Source organism: Rhodococcus sp. 14-2470-1a (assembly GCF_002259425.1).
Taxonomy (GTDB): domain Bacteria; phylum Actinomycetota; class Actinomycetes; order Mycobacteriales; family Mycobacteriaceae; genus Rhodococcoides; species Rhodococcoides fascians_E.
Genome location: NZ_NPFZ01000033.1, coordinates 83,041 through 105,091, shown reverse-complemented (window position 1 = coordinate 105,091; position 22,051 = coordinate 83,041). Strand labels below are relative to the sequence as shown.

Genomic DNA, 22,051 nt, shown 5'->3' with positions numbered 1-22,051 from the left:
GTGTGGTGCCATGACGGTGATCTTGTTGCGGCACGGCCGCTCGACTTCCAACACCGCAGGAACGCTTGCGGGTAGGTCACCCGGGATCGACCTGGACGACAAGGGGCGCGAGCAAGCGCAGCGCCTCGCCGAACGTCTCGGCGGACTTCCCGTCGAAGAGGTCGTTCGCTCTCCGTTGCAGCGGTGCGCGCAGACTGTCGAGCCGCTGCTCGAGCGCAGAGGCCTGACTGCGGTCGTGGACGATCGTCTCGAAGAGGTCGATTACGGCGCGTGGACCGGCCGCAGCATCAAGGAACTGCTCGCCGAGCCGCTCTGGAAGGTGGTGCAGCAGCATCCGTCGGCGGCGGTGTTCCCCGGCGGTGAGGGTTTGGCTCAGGTCCAGGCACGGGCGGTGACGGCGGTGCGTGAACACGACCGCAGGCTCGCCGCCGAGTACGGGCGCGACGTGCTGTGGGTGGCGTGCTCCCACGGCGACGTCATCAAGTCGATCCTGGCGGACGCGGTCGGCTGCCACCTCGACGCGTTTCAGCGCATCGTGGCCGATCCGGCGTCGATCAGCGTCATCCGGTACACCGAGACCCGTGCTTTCGTCCTTCGAACCAACGACACGGGAGCCGATCTGTCGGGCCTCGTCGTCGCGGCCGAGAAGGCGCCGCACGCCGAGTCCGCAGCCGGTTCGCCGTCGGATTCGGACGCTGTCCCCGGTGGCGGCTCCGGGCCCGCGGCCCACAGTGGCGGATAGGTTCGGGGTCTTCGCCCCCTCGATAGCGGATAGGTTCGGGGTCTTCGCCCCCTCGGCGGCGGAGAGGTCCGGGGTCTTCGCCCCCTCGGCGGCGGATAATGGGCACTGCCCGCAGGGGCGGATAATGGAGAGCTGTGATCCTTCGTCGGTGAAGAATCACGAGACAGGATTGTCGACAATATCTAGACGCAGGAGGTGCAATGCCACGCGCAATACATGTTTTCCGCACCCCTGATCGATTCGTCGCCGGAACCGTGGGTGAACCGGGCGACCGATCGTTCTTTCTTCAGGCCGTGCACGAGCACCGCGTGGTGTCCGTTGCACTGGAGAAGCAGCAGGTGCAGGTCCTGGCGGACCGTATGGGATTGCTGCTCGACGAAGTGCATCGTCGTTTCGGCGCCGAGATCCCGCCCGAGGAAACCGAGGTCGGGGACACCAGCCCGCTCCTGACACCGATCGACACCGAGTTCCGAGTCGGGACCATGGGACTGGGGTGGGATGCGGATGCAGGCGCTGTCGTCGTGGAACTCCTCGCCGTGAGCGAATCGGAGATCGACGAGTCCGTCGTGCTCGACGACACCGAGGACGGTCCCGACGCCGTCCGCGTGTTTCTCACTCCGGTGCAGGCGCGAGAATTCGCCCTTCGATCCGAGCGCGTGATCGCCGCCGGACGTGCTCCGTGCCCCCTGTGCGGACAACCACTCACGCAGGAGGGCCACATCTGCATCCGGACGAACGGGTACCGACGCGACGCCACCTTCGGATCCGCGTCGGAACTCGGTGACGAGCTTTGACCGACACTCGGCCGCCGTTCGATGGCCTGCAGTCCATGACCGTCGGTGAGCTCACCGTCGTCGGACGGGTCGTCACGGCCAGCAACGCGACATTGGTGTGCGACGCAGCCGACGCTGCGGGCGGTGAACCCGTGCGGTGCGTCTACAAGCCGATTCGTGGCGAAATTCCGTTGTGGGACTTCCCCGACGGGACCCTCGCCGGACGCGAGGTCGCCTCGTTCGAGATATCCGACGCCCTCGGCTGGGACGTCGTGCCCCCGACCGTGCTGCGGGACGGTCCCTTCGGGCCCGGCATGGTGCAACGCTGGATCGACACCCCCGAACCGCACGGAGACCGGGGCGACCGAGTGGATCTGATCGACATCTGCAGGCCCGATCTGGTCCCGTCCGGGTGGATACCGGTGCTGCAGGCATACGACGGTGAGGGGGAGGAGGTCGCGTTGATTCACGCGGACGACCCTCGCCTCCAGCGGATGGCCGTTCTGGACGTACTGCTCAACAACGCGGACCGCAAGGGCGGTCACGCGCTCGAAGGACTCGACGGTTATGTCTACGGCGTCGACCACGGAATCTGCCTGCACTCGGAGGACAAACTGCGGACCGTGCTGTGGGGTTGGGCGGGCACCACCGTCGACGACGCGTTGATGGCCGACGTGGTGACCTTCGTCGACACCTTCGCCGACGCGGTGGAACCCCGCATTCGCGGGAAGATCACCGAGGCCGAGGTCGATGCTCTGCTGGCCCGCGCGTGCGCGTTGGTGGCCGACCCGGTCATGCCGGAGCCGCGCTCGAGCAGGCCGATACCCTGGCCGGCCTTCTGACGCCCTGCCCGCGCTCCGATCCGTCTCGGATAGGCTTGTACGCATGCAATCTTGGTCCGATACTGCCGTACCGTCGATCCCTGGTCAGGGGCCGCCGCTGCGGTTGTACGACACGGCGGATCGTCAGGTCCGGCCGGTCACACCGGGTTCCGAAGCGAAGATGTACGTCTGTGGAATCACCCCGTACGATGCCACACACCTCGGGCACGCCGCGACGTATCTCACATTCGATCTGGTGAACCGCATCTGGCGGGACGCCGGACACGACGTGCACTACGTCCAGAACGTGACCGACGTGGACGATCCGCTGTTCGAGCGTGCGGACCGAGACGGTGAGAACTGGATCGACCTGGGCACCCGCGAGATTCAGCTCTTCCGTGAGGACATGGAGGCGCTCCGAGTTCTTCCGCCCCGCGACTACATCGGAGCCGTCGAGTCCATCGACGAGGTCATCGAGTTGGTGGAGAAGCTGGTGGCTTCGGGTGCGGCGTACGTCGTGGACGATTCCGAGTTCCCCGACGTCTACTTCCGAGCAGACGCGACCACGGAGTTCGGATACGAGTCGGGCTACGACCGGGCAACGATGGACCGATTCTTCGCCGAACGTGGCGGCGACCCGGACCGTGTGGGCAAGCGTGACCCGCTCGACGCTCTGTTGTGGCGCGCCCACCGCGAAGGCGAGCCGTTCTGGCCGTCCCCGTTTGGAACTGGACGTCCGGGATGGCACATCGAGTGCGCCGCAATCGCACTGAACCGCATCGGGACCGGTTTCGACATCCAGGGCGGTGGAAGCGATCTGATCTTCCCGCACCACGAGTTCTCGGCCGCGCACGGTGAAGCAGCCGTCGGAGGCGGTCGGTTCGCCCGGCACTACGTGCACACCGGCATGATCGGTCTGGACGGTGAGAAGATGTCCAAGAGCCGCGGCAATCTCGTGTTCGTGTCCAAACTGCGTCTCGCCGGCGTCGACCCGGCGGCAATCCGCCTCGGCCTGCTGTCCGGTCACTACCGGCAGGACAGGGCCTGGACGGACGAGGTGCTGGGGCGTGCGACAACTCGTCTCGCGTTGTGGCGCGCGGCGGCCGCTCTCGAATCTGCCACGAGCGCAGACGATGTCATCGTTCGGCTGCGTCAGCACATCGCCGACGACCTCGATACCCCCAAGGCGCTCGACGCGCTCGACGCCTGGGCGAGCTTTGCCGTGGAACGCGGGGGAGCGGACACGTCCGCTCCGGCTGCATTCGCGGACGCAGTCGATGCATTGCTCGGGGTTTCGTTGCGCTGAGCCCTCCGGCCGTTCTTGTCGGGGACGCTCGGCTCAGCTCAGGTCGCGCAGAAGATCGGGGATGGTCCGTTCCTCCATCACTGCCCGGCCGGACCGGTGCATCGCGTGTGCCAATTCGGGGTCCCACGGGCTCTCCGCGGGAAAACCTTTGAGGGGCTCCGAGTTTCTCGCATCCAGCGCCTGCTCGTAGGACTGCAGGTCCATCCGCCAGGGGACGGCGTCGTAGCGGGCGACAGCGCGACCGGTCATGCGCAACCCTGCCCAGTCGAAGTCGTTGCGCCAGTGGATCTCGGTCCCCGACCGGCGCCCGGCGAGCAGTTTGTGCACCGCAGCGGACGGTTGCCCGTCGGTACAGACGATCGCCCCGGACTCACCACCCAATGTTCGCGCTGCAGCGGCGATCACGGCGATGTTCTCGCACACGAAGATTCGGTCCGCGGTGTTGGTCAGTGGTCCCCGAGTGATCATGTCGAGCGTCAGAGGAAAGGGAATGCCCGCGTCCGCGGCTTCGTTCGACCACCGGGCCACCACGTGGTCCTCGGAGACCCGATACCCCAGCACGACGACACGGCTGGACAGTGCATCGACCGAGACGCCCGCGGTTTCCCACAGCAGACGAATGCCGACAGGATCGACCGGCCGCGGAATACCCTCCTTGAGAGACAACGCTTCCAGGACCAGCTTGGGTGCACCGCCGGACGAGAGAGCCTTCGTGTCGCCGCAGGCCAGCTCGGCCACTTCCGTCAAGGAAAGACCGTCCGCGGGAAGCACTGCGAGGACCTTGGTCGCGACAGCCAGAGCATCGACGGCGACGCGGCCGCCGAGGGTTCCGTCCTGATTCAACAGAGACGAGAGCCAGCGATCCAACCACTCGCCGTGATCGGTTGTCGCGAGCAGCGAGCGAGCGTTGTCGAGCGCCCGCGCCTTGACGTCGGCCTTGTCCGCGGCGATGCGCTTCTTGTCCTGCAGCGGTGCACGCTCTCGCAGTGTGTCCAGCAATCCGACACCGCCGTTGACGGAGTGGCCGAGCCAGGCGTCGAACCGGGCAAGATCGAGTCGTGACGACCTCGCTCGGCTCAGTTGAGACGACGATCCGTTCACTGCGCTCATGAGCCTCGACAGGTCCGGCGCGGCATCGAGCTGTACGGTGACGCTGCCCTCGACCTTCAGCCAGTTGGACTCCAGCTTCTTGCGTGCAGCGGCCAACAGCACGTCGAGTTCCGGTGTGCCGCGCCACCCGGCGCCGTGATCATCGGACAAAGTCGAGCCCACCTTCCGCTCGGGTCGGAACGCGCCTCGTCAGCGGCGACCCGAGTGCGGACGCCAGGTCACCTCCGTCGTGTTCCTGGAGCAGCTCGCCGTTCGCCCATACCATCAATGCTGCGCTGACGGTGTTCTCGGCCGCTGAATGCGCCAGGTCGTAGTGCGCACAGCCCGGCACGTCGGCGTAGGTGATCCAGAGGTCGAATCCGGTCATGAACAGGTCGAGATCGAACTGAACGCTCAGGCCGAGCAACTCGCTGCGACCGTTGTCGTCGACGCCTGCGAACGCTTCGTCGAGCGCCAGCAGCCGTGGGCAGTGAGGATCCGCGGAGGACAGCATCACATGCGCTGCGGCGAACAACGGCAGGTGAAGCGACACCGACTGTTCGCCTCCGGACAACGCACTGTGCTTGGCGACGGTGAGCCGATCCTCGGTGCCGTCGCCTCGAATCAGACTGAACGAGAACACACGCCAGCGTCGGTAATCCAGCGTCGATGCCAGGATCTCGGGATACGAGCGCTCGGGATGCGCAGCTCGGGCAATTCTGATCTCGGATGCGAAGTGCGCGCGCATCTTCGCGAGGTCGTCCGAGCTCAATGCCGACGCGTCCCGGTCGAGCAGCTTGGAGATCTCGCGGGCACCGTCGTCGAGATTGTCCGCCAGAACCCAATGCACGCCGATGGTGTTGCCGGAGGACATCTTTCGCTGCTTCATCTCACTGGCCATCTGTCCGATGAGCTCACGAGCGTCGACGGTGCGTTCGTGGATCTGCTGTGCAAGCCCGGTCAGGAGAGCATCCTCGAGGATCCTGCGTTCGTGCTCGGTGAGGAGCGTCTCCTGGTTGGATCGTGCGTCGCCGATGCGGTCGGCGAAGTCGCCGATCGAGGAGTAGCCCTGTTCGTCCTGGACGCGAACCACTGTCAACCCGTCCGGGGCGTCCCACTGAAGTCGGTAGTCCTGACCGGACGACGCGAGCTGCGAGTCGAACTCCTGCAGCGCGGTCGTCAGCGACGTGCGCGTGCTCTTGCGGTAGGACTCACCGGCTTTCACCGATGCCGTGGCCTCGTCGAGCGCCGCGTGCAGTCCGGCGACTGCGACCGGGAGCACCTGGAAGTCGTCGTCCGGCGCCGCCGCATGCTGGATGCGGTAGAGGATCTGCTCGACGCCGAGCCACGCGGAGTCGCTCGACGGCCACGCGTACGGATCGTGCACACCGAGAATGGCGAGCAGGTCCTTGCGTGCGTAGGGAGCGAGACGCTTGGCGTCGTCGATTCCTTCGGTGAGTGCAGCGCGCAGACTCTCCTGTGCGGTGTTGCACGCACCCTCGGCCTTACCGATGGCCTCGCCTGCGTCCTTGTCGGCCTTGCGGGCGGCGCGCTGCTCGACCTTGCACGCCTCGATCTTCCCGCGCGCACGTTCCAGATCGGCGTTGATCTGATCGGCCGTCGACCCGAGCTTCTCGCTGAGAATCTCCAGCTTCTGGACCTGTTGAAGATGATTCTCCTCGGCGATGGCCGCTTCCTCCGCGAGTTCCTCGGCCAGGCCGGTCTGCTCCTCCAACCTGTTCAACGCTTCGCGACCGCGTTCGGCCTCGCGCACGCGGTCACCGCGTCGGCGCAGGACCAGCTCGCCTTGATTCTGGAAATGTCGAATGGCCGCGGCCAGCGAGTCGATCTCCCGCGCGGTGTGCGGTGTGCGGTGCGCGACCGCCGTGGAACGTAGATGCTTTTCTCGGGCGGACAGTTCCGCGATGGCCTGGTCGAGTTCGGCGTCCGCAGCAGCTGCCCCGGCCTGTGACGTCCGCAAAGCCCCGGCGGATTCCGTCACGGCCTTCTGCGACTTGATGATCGCCGACGCCTTGGGCAGCTGCTTGGCTGCCGCGGCGAGTCCGCGAAGAAGGTCGGCGGCCGAGCGTTCCTCTTCTCGGGTGGCGTTCAGCGACGCCTCGGAACCGGCGATGGATTTGTCGAGCTCGGCGATACGGGTAGCGCGGCGGGCTGCGCGGGCCGTCGCTCCGATGTACTCGGCGTCCTGCTTCCGATGCCGTCCCCGCTGAAGTCCCTGACGGAACCGGCCGTCGACACCGACACACGTCACGCCGTCGACCAGTCCCAACGAGATCGAGGACAGGATGTCTCGAATCAGTTCCTCCGGCACGTCCGTCCCCGACTCGGGAACGAGGACGTCCACCAAGGTGGGACCGGTCGGGCGGGACTCCACGGGAGCGGGAACGAGGTACTGCTCGGACTCGAGCGAGTCGGGGACGGCTGTCGGCGAGACCCAGCCGTCGAGCAGGTTCGCGGCCTGCAGTGCGGATTCGACACCTGCCGCCTCGGACGGATCGACGCCCTCGGCGAACCGCACGAGCTGCCACAGCGGCGCACCGAGCAGACCGTCACGCGAGGACGTGCGTGCCGCGAAGGGTGGAGGTGCGTCGTCGTGTTCGGCGCTGACGAGGTCCCGCTCGGCCCGCATCGAGGACAGTTCCTCGGTCAGCGCGGCAGCACCGAGCTGTGCGTGCGTTCGCCGAGCCCGGACGGTATCGAGTCCGTCGGCCGAGGCGTCGGCGAGCACGGTGTCCAAGCTCGGCCCGTCGTCCTCGCCGATACGCGGAACGGCGGCATCGAGAGCCTCGAACGCCGACGACGTGATGCCGGCGAGTTGGTAGGTGGACGAATGTTCGGACCACCACGCCCGCAGCGCCGACGTGTACTGCGCCCGTGCGAGTTCCACCGATGCCTCGGCTTCCGTCACGGCCGCGCGTGCGGCGTCCAGCAACTCGTGCGCCCTGGTGGCACTGCGGTCCGCGCGCGCACGTTCGGTGCTCGCCTTCTCCGCTGTTCCGAGCGCTTCCCGCACGGCGCGCACGTCGCCGTCACGTTCCTCGGCGTGACCACGCACAGCGGTGCTGAACTGGTCGGTGCGCGCGCCCGCGGGCATCGACGCCCACGCGATACCTGCGTCCTCGGCAGCGGCCTGCAACTCCTCCTCGGCGCGAGCGAGCGCTGTCGTCGCATCCTTCAGCGCAGTGTCCGCCCTCGCGGATTCGGTGGTGCGCTTCTCGAGTTCGGCCTGCGCACCCCGTGCACGCTCGGACTGTTGGGCGGCCGAGACCTTCAGTTTCGCAGCCGATTCCGCCAAGTCGTCGAGTTGCTGCTTGCCCTCGTACGCGCTCGAACGCTGCAGCGTCTCGCGATCGGCAAGGGCCTGGTCGAGGGCGCGTTCGGCGTCGTCGAATCGCTTCTCCGCCGCCAGACGCTCCTGCAACCGACGTTCCTTCAGTGCGGCTGCGGCGAAGTGCGCCGTTGTCGCATGGGTCACCGCTTCGAGCCTGCGGGAGACCTGTTCGACATCCGAGCGAGCCTGCACACGGAGATACTTCGAGTAGACCCCGACGAAATTCTTCGCCGCCTGGTCCGCCTGGGCAAGACCTTCGAGGGCCCGCCCGACCTCTTCCATGTCGCTGAACGAGCGCGCAGCTTCGAGCACCAACTGATCGTCGAGGGGACGCAGCCCGTCGGTCAGCGCCTGCGACAACCCCTTCGGATCCAGGTTCTTCGCGAGCTGCGGACGGCGAAGCGTCAGAATGAGATTGATCAGCTGGTCGTACCGCTCCGCGCCGAGTCCGAACATGCGAGCGTCGATAGCAGCCCGATAGTCCACGGGACGATCGGTCAAAGCGTCGGTGCCCAACTGCTCGGCGAGTTGCTTCTTGGTGAGCGGGCGGTCGTCGGAGCCCAGCAACGAGAAATCCACCCCGGCGCGACCGTCGGCGACGAAGTACCAGCGAGTGACCTTGTCGTTCTGTCTGCTGGCACGCATTCCGATTCCGACGGTGACCGACTCCGGGTCCTCGTGAGTGCCGCGCGAGAACTCCATCCAGACGTAGGAGTGCGCGCTCTCCTGACCGCGGTAGAGCAGGTTGGACTTCATCGTCCGTTCCTCACCCGCGAACGGGTTGAGCCGGCGCGGTTCGATGCGCCCGTCGAGGACGAAGGGGAACAGAACTTCGAGGGCTTTGGTCTTACCCGAACCGTTCGGACCACGGAGGACGAGCCGCCCGTCGGCGAACGAGAACTCCTGGTCACGGTAGTCCCACAGGTTGACGATTCCTGCTCGCGTCGGGCGGAAGCGCTCGGAGTGTGCGGTCATCTACTGCGCCTCGATTTCTGTGTCCGTGGAACGGCTGTCGAACAAGGAGTCCTGCGGTACCCGGTCTCGCACGCTCACCATCACATCGCGATACCGGGCGATGACGGGAAGCACGAGAACTCCGCCGGACATGATGTGCACCAACCGAAGTCGATGCAGCATCTGCACCGCTCGTTCACGCAGGCCGTCGGGGTCGGCTTGCCACTGGGCGGCGAACGTGCGGCCGAAACGTTCGACCAGATCGGCGACGGTGTGCGCGAGCCAACTGTTCTCCACGAACGGATAGGTGGCCGGTGGGGTGCCGGTATCGGGGACAGGGCCCGTCGGCGACCCGAATTCGGCCAGGTCGTCGAAGATTCCGCCGCCGGGGATGGCCGCATCCAGCCGCGTCACCAAGTCGTCGTCCGCGACGATCGCGTGGTGCGCGAGCGCATGGTGTGCGAGGGCGTCGGCGTCCGGGTCGACGACACGGTCGGATATCTCGCCGGCCAGGAGCAGTGCGACCTGGGCGATGGTGCCGGTACTCGGGAACCGTACGTCGGACATCCTGCCCGCGGTGTCGATCAGCGTGACACCCTCGGCGCGGCGTTCGGACACCAAGCCGGTGAGCAGTTCCACGTCGGCGACGGTTCTGTCCGCCGCGAGTGCGGTGCGCCCGTCCTGATCCAGATCCTCGAAGTACACGACGGGGCGTTCGACCAGAGCGCGTCTGACCTTGCGCAACGTCTCTTTCGGATCCGTGGGGCGCGCGGCGTCGTCGTCCGAATCCTCGTCGACCGGGGAGTCGGATCCCACGAGCAGGCCGGTGACCGAACGCAGATGCTGCACTGCTCGCGGCGGCCGGAACAACGCGACGACCACCGAACGCTCGATGTCGTACAACGCCTCGCCCGAGGACGGATTGCTCGCCCAGCCCGACGCGTCCCCGTCGGCGAGAGAGATGGCACCGCGCGCTGCCAACCAGCCGACCGCGTCGACGAACGCATCCCGGTCGGACGCTCGATCCGCTTCCAACTCGACGCCGTCGACCTGCCCGGCCTCGGCGGCGACGTGGTCGGCCAGTTCGGACAGAGTGATCTGGTTGCCTGCTCGTCCCAACGCGGCCATGGCCAGTGCCAGGTAGGCGTATCGGCGTCGATCGAAGATGCGGTCCGAGGCCGTGCGGGCGGGTTGGCTCGGATCGAGCGAGTCGATCACCGGGTACACGCGGGCCGTCGTCTCGGTGACCTCGAGTCGATACCCGAAGAGTTCGAGAAGGTCCTCGCGCAGTTCCGTCGCCCACCTGCGCAGAAGTGGCAGCGCGATTCGGTCCGGATAGTCTCGCGTGACCAGGTGGTTCGCCAATGCCACTCTCGCGGCGCGCTGGTAGGAATCGAGTGCGAGAGAAGGTATTTCACGTGCTCTCATCGACCGGCCACCTCGGCCACGTCCAGCTGCAGACGGTCCAGGTGCAGTCGGCCGCGCGCCGTGTGCACGACGGTCGAGGTCTCGGATGTGGTCAACGTGAGCTTCACCCCGCTGTCGGATCCAGTGGATCCCGACGTTCGTCCACTGACCCGAACTCGCGCGGTCAGTGCGGCGTTCAGTAGGCCGAGCAGCACCTCGGTTTCCTCCTCGTCGAGGGTCCGTTCGTAGACGCCGTCGGACGCCAGTGAACGTGCGGCTGCACTGCGGACTCGCTGGGCTTCGAGTTGCTGCTCGCGGAGCCTCCTGATTCCGCCGTCGTTGCGTTGCACCCGGCCGGGAAGCCCGGGCGACGGCGCCCGACCGGTCTCCGCCAGCGTCCGTGAGATCTCCACCGGTGGTGCCTCCCACCAGGAGCGGGAGGTGGGGATGATGTCGGCGTCCGGGTGCACCATCGACAGATGGCGCGGACGGCCGAGCCCGAACACGGCGTGGAACAGGGCATGCGCACTGTCTTCGCTGGACGTGTTCGCAAACCATCCCGCCAGGTGACGGAGCTGACTTTCACGGCTGACGCCGCCCTTCCGGGTCTCCGTGACGCGTCGGAGCAGCGACAGCACGGCCGCGATCGCGCTCATGGTGCCCTCGCGGAGGCGTTCGGACTCGCTGAGCTCGGCGTCTGCTGCGACGAACCAGTGCGACAGGCCGGACCACCGTGCCCGCCAGTCCGCCGTGCGTTCCTCGACGGTGAGGAACACGCGCTCGTCGCTGACCGCCGCCCGGTGGATCAGTTCCGATATTCCGGTCGACTCGACCACCGCGATGGCTTCGGCGAGCTTGGGTGCGTACCGCGTCAGATCCGAGCTGAACTCGCGCATGTGCGTCAACAGCGCATCCTTGTGCACCAGAAACGTCTCGGGGGTGATTTCCGTGGTACGCACCAGGTCGCCGAGAACGAGGTAGAAATGTGCTGCGCGCGTTGCCATTTCGGACAGCGCGGAGTCCAGGCGGCTAAGCTTGCGGTAGATGCGATCGCCGTCCGCTTGCCGATTGGCCTCGGCGAGCTCGTGCATGTCGGCGAGAAGTTCGGGCAGAACGAGCCGGGACAGAGAGGCGTCGTCGAGCCGTGCGCCCAGCACGTCCTCGACGGCGCGGAATGCCTTGTACCCGGCGCCGCTGAACTGATACACGAAATGACGGTTCCGATACTCCGCGAGTGTCGCCGCGCGAGATCCGTCGTAGCTCCGCTCGAGTAGTTCCCACGCGTGCAGTTGTTCGAGCAGGGGCGCGATCTCCGCCGCTCCGAGCCGAAGACTCTCCGGCGCATTCCTCGCCAGTGTGTCCGCGACATCGGCGGCGTGCAGCAACACGACGTAGTTGGCGCGTGCGATGTCGAACGCGCGCAACACCCAGAGGTACTCGGCCCGCTTCTCTGCCACCGTGAACGCGAACAGTTTCAGCCGTTCTTCCTGCAGAAAAGCAGTCGCAGTACTGTGCCGGATGTCGTCGACCACCGGCTCCGCTCCTGATTCGCTCACTGCAACAGGGTAGGCGTCCACTGCCCAGGAGCGAAAAACACGCCGAAGGGTGCGATTCAGACGTCGACGGTGACCTTCCCGTCCACCACCGCTGCCGGGTATGTCCTGACGGAATCGATGCCGCTGGGGCACACACCCGTGTCGAGCGAGAACGTGTACTGGTGCAGCGGGCACATCACCACGGAGCCGTCGATCTGGCCGTCCGCGAGCGGGCCTCCCTTGTGAGGACAGACGGCGTCCATGGCGCGTACGGTGCCGTCACCGAGCAGGAAGACGGCAACCTGCTTGCCGTCGACCACATAGGCGCGGCCTTCCCCAGGTGTCAGGTCCTCCACGGCACCGACGGGGATGCTCATCGGACCGGGACCCGAGGCAGCGGGAGCAGGGGGAGCGACGGTGCGAACTGGGCGGGCGACTTCTGCTCGACCCGGTCCTGCCACGGGTCGCGGTAGCCGTCGACGGACGTCTGCATTCGTTGCTCCAATCCCGCGACGATCCCGTCGGCGTCCTCGATCAAGATCCGCTGGAGTGCTTCCAGGCCGATACGGGGAACCCAGGCGTAGGTCCGCTCGAGCCAGTGGGCCGTCTCCCGATAGTGCTGGATGAAGATTCCCGCGACACGGATCACTTCATCGGCGCCGACCACGGTGGCGAGCAGATCGCCCTTCCTGATGTGCGCTCCCGCTGCACCGCCCACGTAGATCTCCCACTTGTCCTCGCCGACGGACACGACACCGAGGTCCTTGCACAGTGCCTCGGAACAGTTGCGGGGGCAGCCGGCGACGGCGAGTTTCAGCTTCGCCGGGGTCTCCAAGCCCTGGAACCGGTCCTCGAGCGCGATGCCCAGTGCGGTCGAATCGCCGAGACCGAACCGGCAGAAGTCGCTGCCGACGCAGGTTTTGACGGTCCGCATGCTCTTGCCGTAGGCGAAACCGGACGGCATGTCGAGATCGCCCCACACCTTGGGGAGGTCTTCCTTCTTGATGCCGAGCAGATCGATGCGTTGTCCGCCGGTGACCTTGACGAGCGGCACCTGGTACTTGTCCGCGACGTCGGCGATCCTGCGCAGTTGGTCCGGGGTGGTGACGCCGCCTTTCATCTGGGGAACCACCGAGAACGTACCGTCGCGTTGGATGTTGGCGTGGACGCGGTCGTTGATGAACAGTGCTCCGCGCTCGTCCACCCAGTCCGGTCCCCACACGGTGCGGAGCAAGGACGCCAACGGCATCTTCGACGGCACGTCCTCGCGGCCGCCGGTCGCCAGTTCGGTGAACACCTGCGACACCGACCTCAGATCACGCTCGCGGATCACCTCGATGAGGGCGGGCTTGGACAACGGGATGCACGGGACGTACCAGTCCGCAGCCGGGTCGGCTTCGACCGCGCCGCCTGCGGCACAGGCCAGGATGTCGGCGACCAACCCCTTGCACGATCCGCATCCTTTCCCGGCGCGGGTCGCGGCCGTGACGTCGCCCATCGACTTGGCGCCCGCGTGGACACAGGCGACGATCGTGCCCTTCGTGACTCCGTTGCAGTTGCACACCTGAACGTCGTCGGCCAGTTCGGCAGCCCCGGTCGCCGCGGTAGGGGTGCCCATGTCGAAGAGCATGCTGATCCGCTCGTCGGGCAGCGGTACCTTCTCGTCGAACGCCTGCGTCAAGAAGTTCGCTTTGCTGATGTCACCCAGAAGCGTTGCGCCGATCAACTTTCCGTCGCGGACGACCACGCTCTTGTAGGTACCGCTTCTGGGCTCGTAGAACTGGACGAACTCGTCGTCCTCACGCTCGGGTCCCTTCACGCCCATTGCGGCGACGTCCACCCCGGCGACCTTGAGCTTGGTCGTCAGCCTCGAACCGTGGTATGCGGCAGCGGGATCCGTGCCGGTCAGGTGCTCGGCAAGTACCACGGCCTGCTCCCACAGCGGTGCGACGAGGCCGTACACCTCGCCTCGGTGCTGGCAGCATTCACCGACCGCGAAGATCGATCCTTCGTCCTCGCAGCGCAACTGGTCGTCGACGACGATTCCGCGCTCGATGACGAGGCCGCCCCCTCGTGCGAACTCGACATTCGGGCGGATTCCCGCGGTGACGACGATCATGTCCGCGGGCAGCGACGTGCCGTCGCCGAAACCGACACCGGCAACTGCGCCGGTCTCGGTGCGCAGAACGGAGGTCGTGCGTTTGGACGTGTGCACTCCCACGCCCAGCGATTCGATCTTGTTCCGCAGCAGCTTGCCGCCGCGTTCGTCGAGCTGCTGGTTCATGAGATGACCGGGGGAGTGCACGACGTCCACATCGAGGCCCTGCGTGCGTAGACCGTACGCTGCTTCGAGTCCCAGCAGGCCACCGCCGATGACCACTGCGCGCAGGTCGTCCTGCGACGCCGCCATCTGCAGCATCCCGTTGGTGTCCTCGATGGTCCGAAACCCGAACACGCCGCGGGCAAGTCGGCCGTCGGGTTCACGGAGTCCGTCCATGTTGGGGAAGAAGGTGTTGCTTCCCGTCGCGATGATCAAGATGTCGTAGGGCACGTCGCGACCGCTCTCGCATCGCACCGATTTCGCGAACCGATCGAGGGACACTGCTCGGTCGCCCGCGTACAGAGTCACGCCGTTCTCCCGGTACCAACTCATCGGGTTCAGGAGGAGATCCTCGTCGTCGACGCCGGTCTCCCCGGCAAGCACGTGCGAGAGCATGATGCGGTTGTAGTTGCCGTACGGTTCGTCGCCGATCATCGTGACGTCGAACCGATCGGCGCTCCGTTTCAGAATTTCCTCGACCGTTCTGGCGCCTGCCATTCCGTTGCCGACCACGAGCAGGCGGGTCCTGTTCGATTCGGACCCCGACATCAGATCAACACCAGACCGAAGTCGACGACGACCTCGCCCGTCGTTCCCTCGGGAGCTGCGACGACCAGCTCCAGGACCGAGTCCGGGTCGACGTCCTCGACCACACGCAACGGGATGTTGACCCCGCTCTTGGCTCCCATGGGGAAGAGACGCATCGGCTGCCCGTCCCGGAGCAACGAGACCACGACGAGTTCGTCGCTGGAGTTTCCGCCCCTGAAGTACAGCGGCTGCGCGATCGATCCCGACGGTACGACGAAGGTGGTGGACGGGTCGACGTTCTCCGGCTTGTCGAGTCCGTGTCCGGTGAACGGGAAGACGCCCTGCAGAAACCGCGGTGTGCTTGCCATGCCACGACTGTCGCGCCGAACGGTGACGCGGTGGAGGCGTGCGGGTTACGGCAGGGTCAGAATGTGCTCACACGACACCGTGCTCGGATGTCAGGGCGCGGAGGTTCGGGGCATGGCGAGGGGCGCGACCACGGCGAGAAGCATTGCGGGTACGAGGAATCCCGCCGACGGATGTGCGAGATACAACGGCGTGAGAGCGAGCGGCGCAACCGCCGCGCCGGAGAATCTGAACGCCTGCACCACCGACACTGCGCCGCCCCGGCTGGACCCGCCTGCCAGTACCGCGGCGTTGACGCCGACGAGAACGAACTGTGACGCGATTCCGGCGACCGCCCAGGCAGCTGCGACCGCCCACAGCACGGGCACGGTGCCCGCAACCGCCACGAGCGCCGCACCGGCGACGGCACCGATCAACACGGTCCGCTGTGCGCCGAGGCGATCGATGAGGCGTCCGACGCTGCGCGCGGTCAGGATGCCGGTGAGCCCGAACACGGTCAGGAGCAGTCCGCGTTGGGACGCCGTCAGTCCGAACTGATCTTCCGCGCGATACGCGAGGAGGAAGTTCACCCCGCCGAGTGCTCCCCATCCCAGGAGCGCCACCACGCCGACTCTCAGAACGTAGGGCCGCAGGGCGTCGCGCAGACGTTCGCGGGGAGGTGCTGTCTGTTCTGCAGTGGTGGTTCTCGGGAGGCCGACAACGCCGAGAACCGCGGACACACAGGCGAGAACGACGAACGCGTATCGCCAGTCGAACTCGGCCGAGAGACCCCCGACGAGCGGGGCGCTCGTCTGTCCGGCCGCCTGCAGGGCACCGAACGTTCCGAGCACCCTGCCCAGCCGCGCTCGTGGGGTGGCCTCGGCGAGAGTCACGAGCAACAGTGGGGTCGTGAACGCGTTGCCGCATCCCTGCACTGCGCGAGCAGCGAGCAACACCTCGAGGCTCGGTGCGAACACGCACACGATCGACGCGGCCGTGTACACCGCATAGGCGATTCGGACGGTGCGAAGGCGTCCCCAGCGTGCGCCGAGCGTTCCGGACACCAGCATCACCGCGGCGAACGGAAGCAGGTACGCAGTCAGGGATGCCGACGCCGATCCTGTCGACACGCCGAGCGAGGCACCCATCTCGGGAAGCATCGAGGCCACGAGGGCGCCGCCGAACGGACCGAGAAATCCCCCGAAATAGAGTGCCGCAACACGCAGGCGCCCGGGGTCGGAACCGATCACAGCCCGAAGTTGCCCGGCCCTCGTCGACGCAGGTAGCGCTCGAACTCGGCAGCGATGGCGTCCCCGTCGATCTTGGAGATGGCCTCGGAGATGTCGACCTCGGCGTCGCCGCGCTCCTCCAGGGTGCGGACGTATTCGCTGATCTCCTCGTCTTCCTTCGTCATGTCGGTGACGGCTTCCTCCCATTCCTCGGCCTGAGTGGGGAGTTCGCCGAGCGGAACCTCGATGTCGAGAACGTCCTCGACACGCTGAAGCAGCGCAACGGTTGCCTTCGGATTCGGCGGTTGCGAGACGTAGTGGGGCACGGCCGCCCAGAACGAGACCGCCGGAACACCTGCTTTGACGCACTCGTCCTGCAACACGCCGGTGATGCCCGTCGGACCCTCGTAGCGCGTCTGCTCCAGGTTGAAGCGTTCCGCCGCTTCGACGCTGTACGCACTGCCCGTCACCGGAACAGGACGGGTGTGCGGGGTGTCCGCGAGCAAGGCACCCAGGATCACGACGGTGTCGACACCGAGTTGGTCGACGAACTCCAGCAGATCGTCGCAGAAACTTCTCCACCGCATGTTCGGTTCGATACCCCGAAGCAACACCACATCCCTGGCGCTTCCCGGCGGTGAGCACACCGACAACCTCGTCGACGGCCACTGAATCTCTCTGGTCACACCGTCCACCTGCCGAATGGTCGGCCTGTTGACCTGATAGTCGTAGTAGTCCTCCGAGTCGAGCTCGGCGAGAGGCGTCGCATCCCAGATCAACTCCAGATGCTCGACGGCTCCGCTCGCGGCGTCGCCTGCGTCGTTCCACCCCTCGAACGCGGCGACGAGTATCGGGTCGCGGAGGGTCGGGAGCGGAAGATCGTCGTCGTCGAGTTCGGAGGCCGTCGGCACCGGTGTTGCGTTCGACACAGCCGAGGACACCGCTTCCAGCAGTGCTTCGGCCGCACTGTCCGGATTGTCGTGTTCTGTATCGTCGTTGTCGGCGGGTTGGTTGCCGTCGAGGTTTCGGGGACTCACCACGACAGCCTACGACCAGGCTGCGCCGTGAGGGGCACAGCCACGCGCCCATTACTCTGTAGGGATGCCTGCGCTACACAGAACCAGCCTGCTCGATGCGATTCGCAGTCGCGTTGTCATCGGTGACGGGGCAATGGGCACGATGCTGCAGGATGCGAACCTGACGCTGGACGATTTCCTCGGACTCGAGGGCTGCAATGAAATCCTCAACGACACGCGCCCGGATGTCCTACGGGAGATACACCGCGCGTACTTCGATGCCGGTGCAGACGCGGTCGAGACCAACACGTTCGGGTGCAACCTCCCCAACCTCGCCGACTACGACATCTCGGATCGGATCCGCGAGTTGGCCGAGAAGGGAACGCGCCTCGCCCGCGAAACGGCCGACGAGATGGGACCCGGACGCGACGGGATGGAGCGGTTCGTCCTGGGATCGATGGGTCCTGGAACGAAGCTTCCGACGTTGGGGCATGCGCCGTTCGCAGTGTTGCGGGACGCGTACGTCGAGGCAGCGCTCGGCATGATCGACGGCGGCGCCGACGCCATCCTGGTCGAGACGTGCCAGGACCTGCTTCAGGTCAAAGCCGCGATCATCGGCAGTCAGCACGCGATGGACAAGCTCGGCGTGCGTATTCCGATCATCACGCACGTGACCGTCGAGACGACCGGGGCGATGCTTCTCGGTAGCGAAATCGGTGCTGCGTTGACGGCGCTGGAGCCACTGGGGATCGACATGATCGGTCTGAACTGCGCGACGGGTCCTGCCGAGATGAGCGAGCATCTGCGCCACCTGTCGAAGCATTCGACGCTCCCGGTGTCGGTCATGCCGAATGCCGGTTTGCCGACGCTCGGTCCTCGCGGAGCCGAGTATCCGTTGACGGCGCCGGAACTCGCCGACGCGCTCGGTGGTTTCGTGTCCGAGTACGGCCTGTCTCTCGTCGGTGGGTGCTGCGGAACCACGCCGGAGCACATCCGTCAGGTCGCGGACCTCGTCCACGGTGTCGCGAAAGCCGACCGGGCGCCTGCACCCGAGCCCGGCGTGGCATCGCTCTACTCGGCTGTGCCGTTCGAGCAGGACGCCAGCATCCTGATGATCGGCGAGCGGACGAACTCCAACGGGTCCAAGGCATTTCGCGATGCGATGATCGCCGAGGACTACGAGAAGTGCCTCGACATCGCCAAGGATCAGACGCGCGACGGTGCACACATGCTCGACCTCAACGTCGACTACGTCGGACGCGACGGTGCGGCCGACATGTCCGCGCTCGCATCACGATTGGCGACGGCGTCGACACTTCCGATCATGCTGGACTCCACCGAACCTGCAGTTCTGGAGGCAGGTCTCGAACACCTCGGCGGCCGCAGCGCCGTCAACTCCGTCAACTACGAGGACGGCGACGGACCGGATTCGCGCTTCCAGAAGATCATGAAGCTCGTCAAGGAGCACGGCGCGGCAGTCGTCGCATTGACGATCGACGAGGAAGGTCAGGCCCGCACGGCCGAGTGGAAGGTGCGCGTCGCCGATCGGTTGATCGAGGACATCACCACCAACTGGGGCCTGTCCCACGAGGACATCATCGTCGACACGTTGACGTTCCCCATCTCCACCGGTCAGGAGGAGGTCCGGCGAGACGGCATCGAGACCATCGAGGCAATTCGGCAGCTCAAGGCCAAGTACCCCAAGGTGCACACCACACTCGGTCTGTCCAACATCTCGTTCGGTCTCAACCCGGCAGCGCGTCAGGTCCTGAACTCGGTGTTCCTGCACGAGTGCACCGAGGCCGGACTGGACACTGCGATCGTCCACGCGTCGAAGATCCTGCCGATGAACAAGATTCCGGACGAGCAACGCGAAACCGCGCTCGATCTCGTGTACGACCGCAGGTCCGAGGGATACGACCCGCTGCAGAAGCTGATGCAGCTGTTCGAGGGGGTCTCGGCGGCGTCTGCGCGCGAGTCCCGGGCCGAGGAGCTGGCGCGGCTGCCACTGTTCGAGCGACTCGAGCGCCGCATCGTCGACGGTGAGAGAAACGGCCTCGACGTCGATCTCGATGCCGCGATGGGCGAGAAGCCACCGCTCGAGATCATCAACGAGACGCTGCTGTCCGGCATGAAGACCGTGGGTGAGCTGTTCGGATCGGGTCAGATGCAGTTGCCGTTCGTCCTCGCCTCCGCCGAGGTGATGAAAGCCGCTGTGGCATACCTGGAACCACACATGGAGGCCACCGACGACGACGGCAAGGGGCGCATCGTGCTCGGAACCGTCAAGGGCGACGTCCACGACATCGGCAAGAACCTGGTCGACATCATCCTGAGCAACAACGGATACGAGGTCGTCAATCTCGGTATCAAACAACCGATTGCCACCATTCTGGAAGCGGCGATCGACAAGCGCGCCGACGTCATCGGCATGTCCGGGTTGCTCGTGAAGTCCACGGTCGTCATGAAGGACAACCTGATCGAGCTCAACAACAAGGGTGTTGCCGAGCAGTTCCCGGTTCTGCTCGGTGGGGCCGCGTTGACGCGGTCCTACGTCGAGAACGATCTTCAGGACGTCTATCAGGGCGATGTCCACTACGCCCGCGACGCGTTCGAGGGTCTACGGCTGATGGACACCATCATGACCACCAAACGAGGCGGGGGACCGGCACCGGACAGTCCGGAGGCGCTCGAAGCCAAGGCGAAGGCCGAGGAACGGAAGGCGCGTCACGAGCGCTCGCGCCGAATCGCCGAGCAGCGGAAGGCGGCCGAGGTTCCCGTCGTCGTTCCGGAACGGTCCGACGTGGCGATCGATGTCGAGACTCCTGTGCCGCCGTTCTGGGGCACCCGCATCGTCAAGGGCGTGTCGTTGTCGGAGTACTCGGGTCTGCTCGACGAGCGCGCGCTCTTCCTCGGGCAGTGGGGTCTGCGCGGCGCTCGCAAGGGTGAGGGAGCGACGTACGAGGATCTCGTCGAGTCGGAGGGCAAGCCGCGGCTGCGGTACTGGCTGGACCGCCTCAGTACGGACGGCATTCTCGCCCACGCGGCGCTGGTGTACGGCTACTTTCCTGCGGTGTCCGAGGGCGACGACGTGATCGTCCTCACCGAGCCGAATCCTGATGCGCCCGAACGCTTCCGATTCACCTTCCCGAGGCAGCAGCGGGACCGTTTCCTGTGCATCGCGGACTTCGTTCGGTCGCGAGAGCGTGCTCGCGACACCGGTCATGTCGACGTGTTGCCGATGAACCTGGTGACGATGGGCCAGCCCATCGCGGACTTCGCCAACGAACTGTTCGCGGCGGATTCCTACCGCGACTACCTCGAGGTGCACGGTATCGGTGTGCAGCTGACCGAGGCGCTCGCCGAGTACTGGCATCGCCGCGTCCGCGAGGAGCTGAAACTCACGGGTGGTCGAAGCGTCGCCGAGGACGATCCCGAGGACGCGGAAGGCTTCTTCAAGCTCGAATATCGCGGCGCTCGTTACTCGTTCGGCTACGGTGCGTGCCCGGACCTCGAGGATCGCGTCAAGCTCGCGGCACTGCTCGAACCGGAACGTATCGGCGTGAAGCTGTCGGAAGAACTGCAGCTGCATCCCGAGCAATCCACCGACGCATTCGTTCTTCACCACCCGGAGGCCAAGTACTTCAATGTCTGACAACTCGTCTCTGCAGGGCGTCCTGTGGGACATGGACGGCACACTGCTCGACTCGGAGAAGATCTGGGACGTTGCAGTTGCGGAACTGTCCGTGACCCACGGGCGTGAGCTCACCCCCGAGGTTCGCGAGAGCACGCTCGGCAACTCCATGCGCGGCGCGCTCACCAAGGTCTTCGTGCACACCGGCACCGACGTCACCGAGGAATCGCTCGCCGCTGGACGCGACTGGCTGACCGCCCGTGTGTCCGAACTGTTCGCCGAAGGCATCCCGTGGCGTCCCGGCGCCAAGGACGCGCTGGCGCTCGCCCGCGACATCGGGCTGAGGACCGCACTGGTCACCAACACCGAACGCGGACTCGTCGAAAACGCGTTGGACACCATCGGGCGTGAGTACTTCGACTTCACCGTCAGTGGCGACGAAGTCGACGAAGGCAAGCCGCATCCGGCGCCCTATCTGAAGGGCGCTGCTCTGCTCGACCTCGACCCGTCGCAGTGCCTCGCGGTCGAGGACTCTCCGACCGGGTCGCTGTCGGCTCACCGAGCAGGATGCTCCGTACTCCTCGTGCCGTCGGAGGTTGCTGTGGCGGCGTCTCCGGGCTACGTCGTACGCGAATCGCTCGTCGGTCTCACGGCCGACGACCTCCGCTCGGCATGGTGCGATGCACGGCGTCCCGCGTCGTCATGAAAGAATCTTTCACCGTGAAGACCTTCGATTCCCTGTTCGCCGAGCTGACCGACCGCGCTGCCACCCGCCCCGAGGGCTCCGGCACCGTCGCTGCGTTGGATGCAGGCGTGCATGCGCAGGGCAAGAAGATCATCGAAGAAGCGGGTGAGGTCTGGATCGCCGCCGAGCACGAAGGCGACGAAGCGCTCGCCGAGGAGATCTCGCAGCTGCTGTACTGGGTCCAGGTGCTGATGGTGGGTCGGGGCCTGACGCTCGACGATGTCTACCGACATCTGTGAACAGTGTGCACACGTT

General features: G+C 66.1%; 16 protein-coding genes. 7 read left to right on the top strand and 9 right to left on the bottom strand.

What is annotated here, in order from left to right:
• Nucleotides 1-10 precede the first annotated feature (10 nt).
• The 4 genes from CH292_RS22620 to mshC all read left to right on the top strand — a co-directional run bounded on the left by CH292_RS22620 (nucleotide 11) and on the right by mshC (nucleotide 3,642).
• Nucleotides 11-742, top strand: a complete 732-nt coding sequence (locus CH292_RS22620) for a histidine phosphatase family protein (protein WP_094628176.1) — start codon at nucleotides 11-13, stop codon at nucleotides 740-742.
• A 200-nt stretch (nucleotides 743-942) separates the two neighbouring features.
• Entirely contained in the window at nucleotides 943-1,536 is a 594-nt protein-coding gene (locus tag CH292_RS22615) for a DUF3090 domain-containing protein (RefSeq protein ID WP_026347991.1), read from the top strand.
• A gap of 35 nt (nucleotides 1,537-1,571) precedes the next feature.
• Nucleotides 1,572-2,357 carry an SCO1664 family protein gene (locus CH292_RS22610; RefSeq protein WP_179278054.1) on the top strand — a complete coding sequence of 262 codons (786 nt, stop codon included), beginning with the start codon at nucleotides 1,572-1,574 and terminating at the stop codon, nucleotides 2,355-2,357.
• A gap of 43 nt (nucleotides 2,358-2,400) precedes the next feature.
• On the top strand, nucleotides 2,401-3,642 hold the full coding sequence (gene mshC, locus CH292_RS22605; protein WP_094655801.1) for a cysteine--1-D-myo-inosityl 2-amino-2-deoxy-alpha-D-glucopyranoside ligase: 1,242 nt from the start codon (nucleotides 2,401-2,403) through the stop codon (nucleotides 3,640-3,642).
• Nucleotides 3,643-3,675: 33 nt separating this feature from the next.
• Here the strand turns inward: mshC and CH292_RS22600 are convergent, their stop codons facing one another.
• The 9 genes from CH292_RS22600 to CH292_RS22560 form a co-directional block, all read right to left on the bottom strand.
• Complete coding sequence (locus CH292_RS22600; RefSeq protein ID WP_230621017.1) at nucleotides 3,676-4,902, bottom strand: DUF2399 domain-containing protein; 1,227 nt, start codon at nucleotides 4,900-4,902, stop codon at nucleotides 3,676-3,678.
• Nucleotides 4,892-9,058 (bottom strand): TIGR02680 family protein, encoded by a 4,167-nt coding sequence (locus tag CH292_RS22595; RefSeq protein ID WP_094655800.1) that lies wholly within the window; start codon nucleotides 9,056-9,058, stop codon nucleotides 4,892-4,894. The genes CH292_RS22600 and CH292_RS22595 overlap by 11 nt, the downstream gene beginning before the upstream one ends.
• Nucleotides 9,059-10,465, bottom strand: a complete 1,407-nt coding sequence (locus CH292_RS22590; protein ID WP_026347988.1) for a TIGR02678 family protein — start codon at nucleotides 10,463-10,465, stop codon at nucleotides 9,059-9,061.
• Complete coding sequence (locus CH292_RS22585) at nucleotides 10,462-11,922, bottom strand: TIGR02677 family protein (protein WP_179278053.1); 1,461 nt, start codon at nucleotides 11,920-11,922, stop codon at nucleotides 10,462-10,464. The genes CH292_RS22590 and CH292_RS22585 overlap by 4 nt, the downstream gene beginning before the upstream one ends.
• A gap of 134 nt (nucleotides 11,923-12,056) precedes the next feature.
• A complete protein-coding gene (locus CH292_RS22580) occupies nucleotides 12,057-12,356 on the bottom strand; it encodes a nitrite reductase (NAD(P)H) small subunit (RefSeq protein ID WP_019666284.1) in 300 nt (99 codons plus the stop codon).
• The gene (nirB, locus tag CH292_RS22575) at nucleotides 12,353-14,848 is read right to left on the bottom strand and encodes a nitrite reductase large subunit NirB (protein WP_019666283.1); all 2,496 of its coding nucleotides are present in this window, start codon (nucleotides 14,846-14,848) and stop codon (nucleotides 12,353-12,355) included. The genes CH292_RS22580 and nirB overlap by 4 nt, the downstream gene beginning before the upstream one ends.
• A complete protein-coding gene (locus CH292_RS22570) occupies nucleotides 14,848-15,195 on the bottom strand; it encodes a hypothetical protein (protein ID WP_019666282.1) in 348 nt (115 codons plus the stop codon). Before CH292_RS22570 ends, nirB begins: the two co-directional genes overlap by 1 nt.
• Nucleotides 15,196-15,285: 90 nt before the next feature.
• Nucleotides 15,286-16,422: an MFS transporter gene (locus CH292_RS22565; protein WP_094655798.1), complete on the bottom strand. Its 1,137-nt coding sequence runs from the start codon at nucleotides 16,420-16,422 to the stop codon at nucleotides 15,286-15,288.
• Nucleotides 16,419-17,330: a PAC2 family protein gene (locus tag CH292_RS22560; RefSeq protein WP_051104939.1), complete on the bottom strand. Its 912-nt coding sequence runs from the start codon at nucleotides 17,328-17,330 to the stop codon at nucleotides 16,419-16,421. Before CH292_RS22560 ends, CH292_RS22565 begins: the two co-directional genes overlap by 4 nt.
• 172 nt (nucleotides 17,331-17,502) lie before the next feature.
• Between CH292_RS22560 and metH the strand changes: the two genes are divergently transcribed.
• The 3 genes from metH to CH292_RS22545 are packed head-to-tail and all read left to right on the top strand — an operon-like array spanning nucleotide 17,503 to nucleotide 22,035.
• A complete protein-coding gene (gene metH / locus CH292_RS22555) occupies nucleotides 17,503-21,072 on the top strand; it encodes a methionine synthase (protein ID WP_094655797.1) in 3,570 nt (1,189 codons plus the stop codon).
• Nucleotides 21,065-21,757, top strand: a complete 693-nt coding sequence (locus CH292_RS22550) for an HAD family phosphatase (RefSeq protein ID WP_094655796.1) — start codon at nucleotides 21,065-21,067, stop codon at nucleotides 21,755-21,757. The genes metH and CH292_RS22550 overlap by 8 nt, the downstream gene beginning before the upstream one ends.
• Nucleotides 21,754-22,035 (top strand): phosphoribosyl-ATP diphosphatase, encoded by a 282-nt coding sequence (locus CH292_RS22545; RefSeq protein ID WP_094620656.1) that lies wholly within the window; start codon nucleotides 21,754-21,756, stop codon nucleotides 22,033-22,035. The genes CH292_RS22550 and CH292_RS22545 overlap by 4 nt, the downstream gene beginning before the upstream one ends.
• Nucleotides 22,036-22,051: the final 16 nt, after the last annotated feature.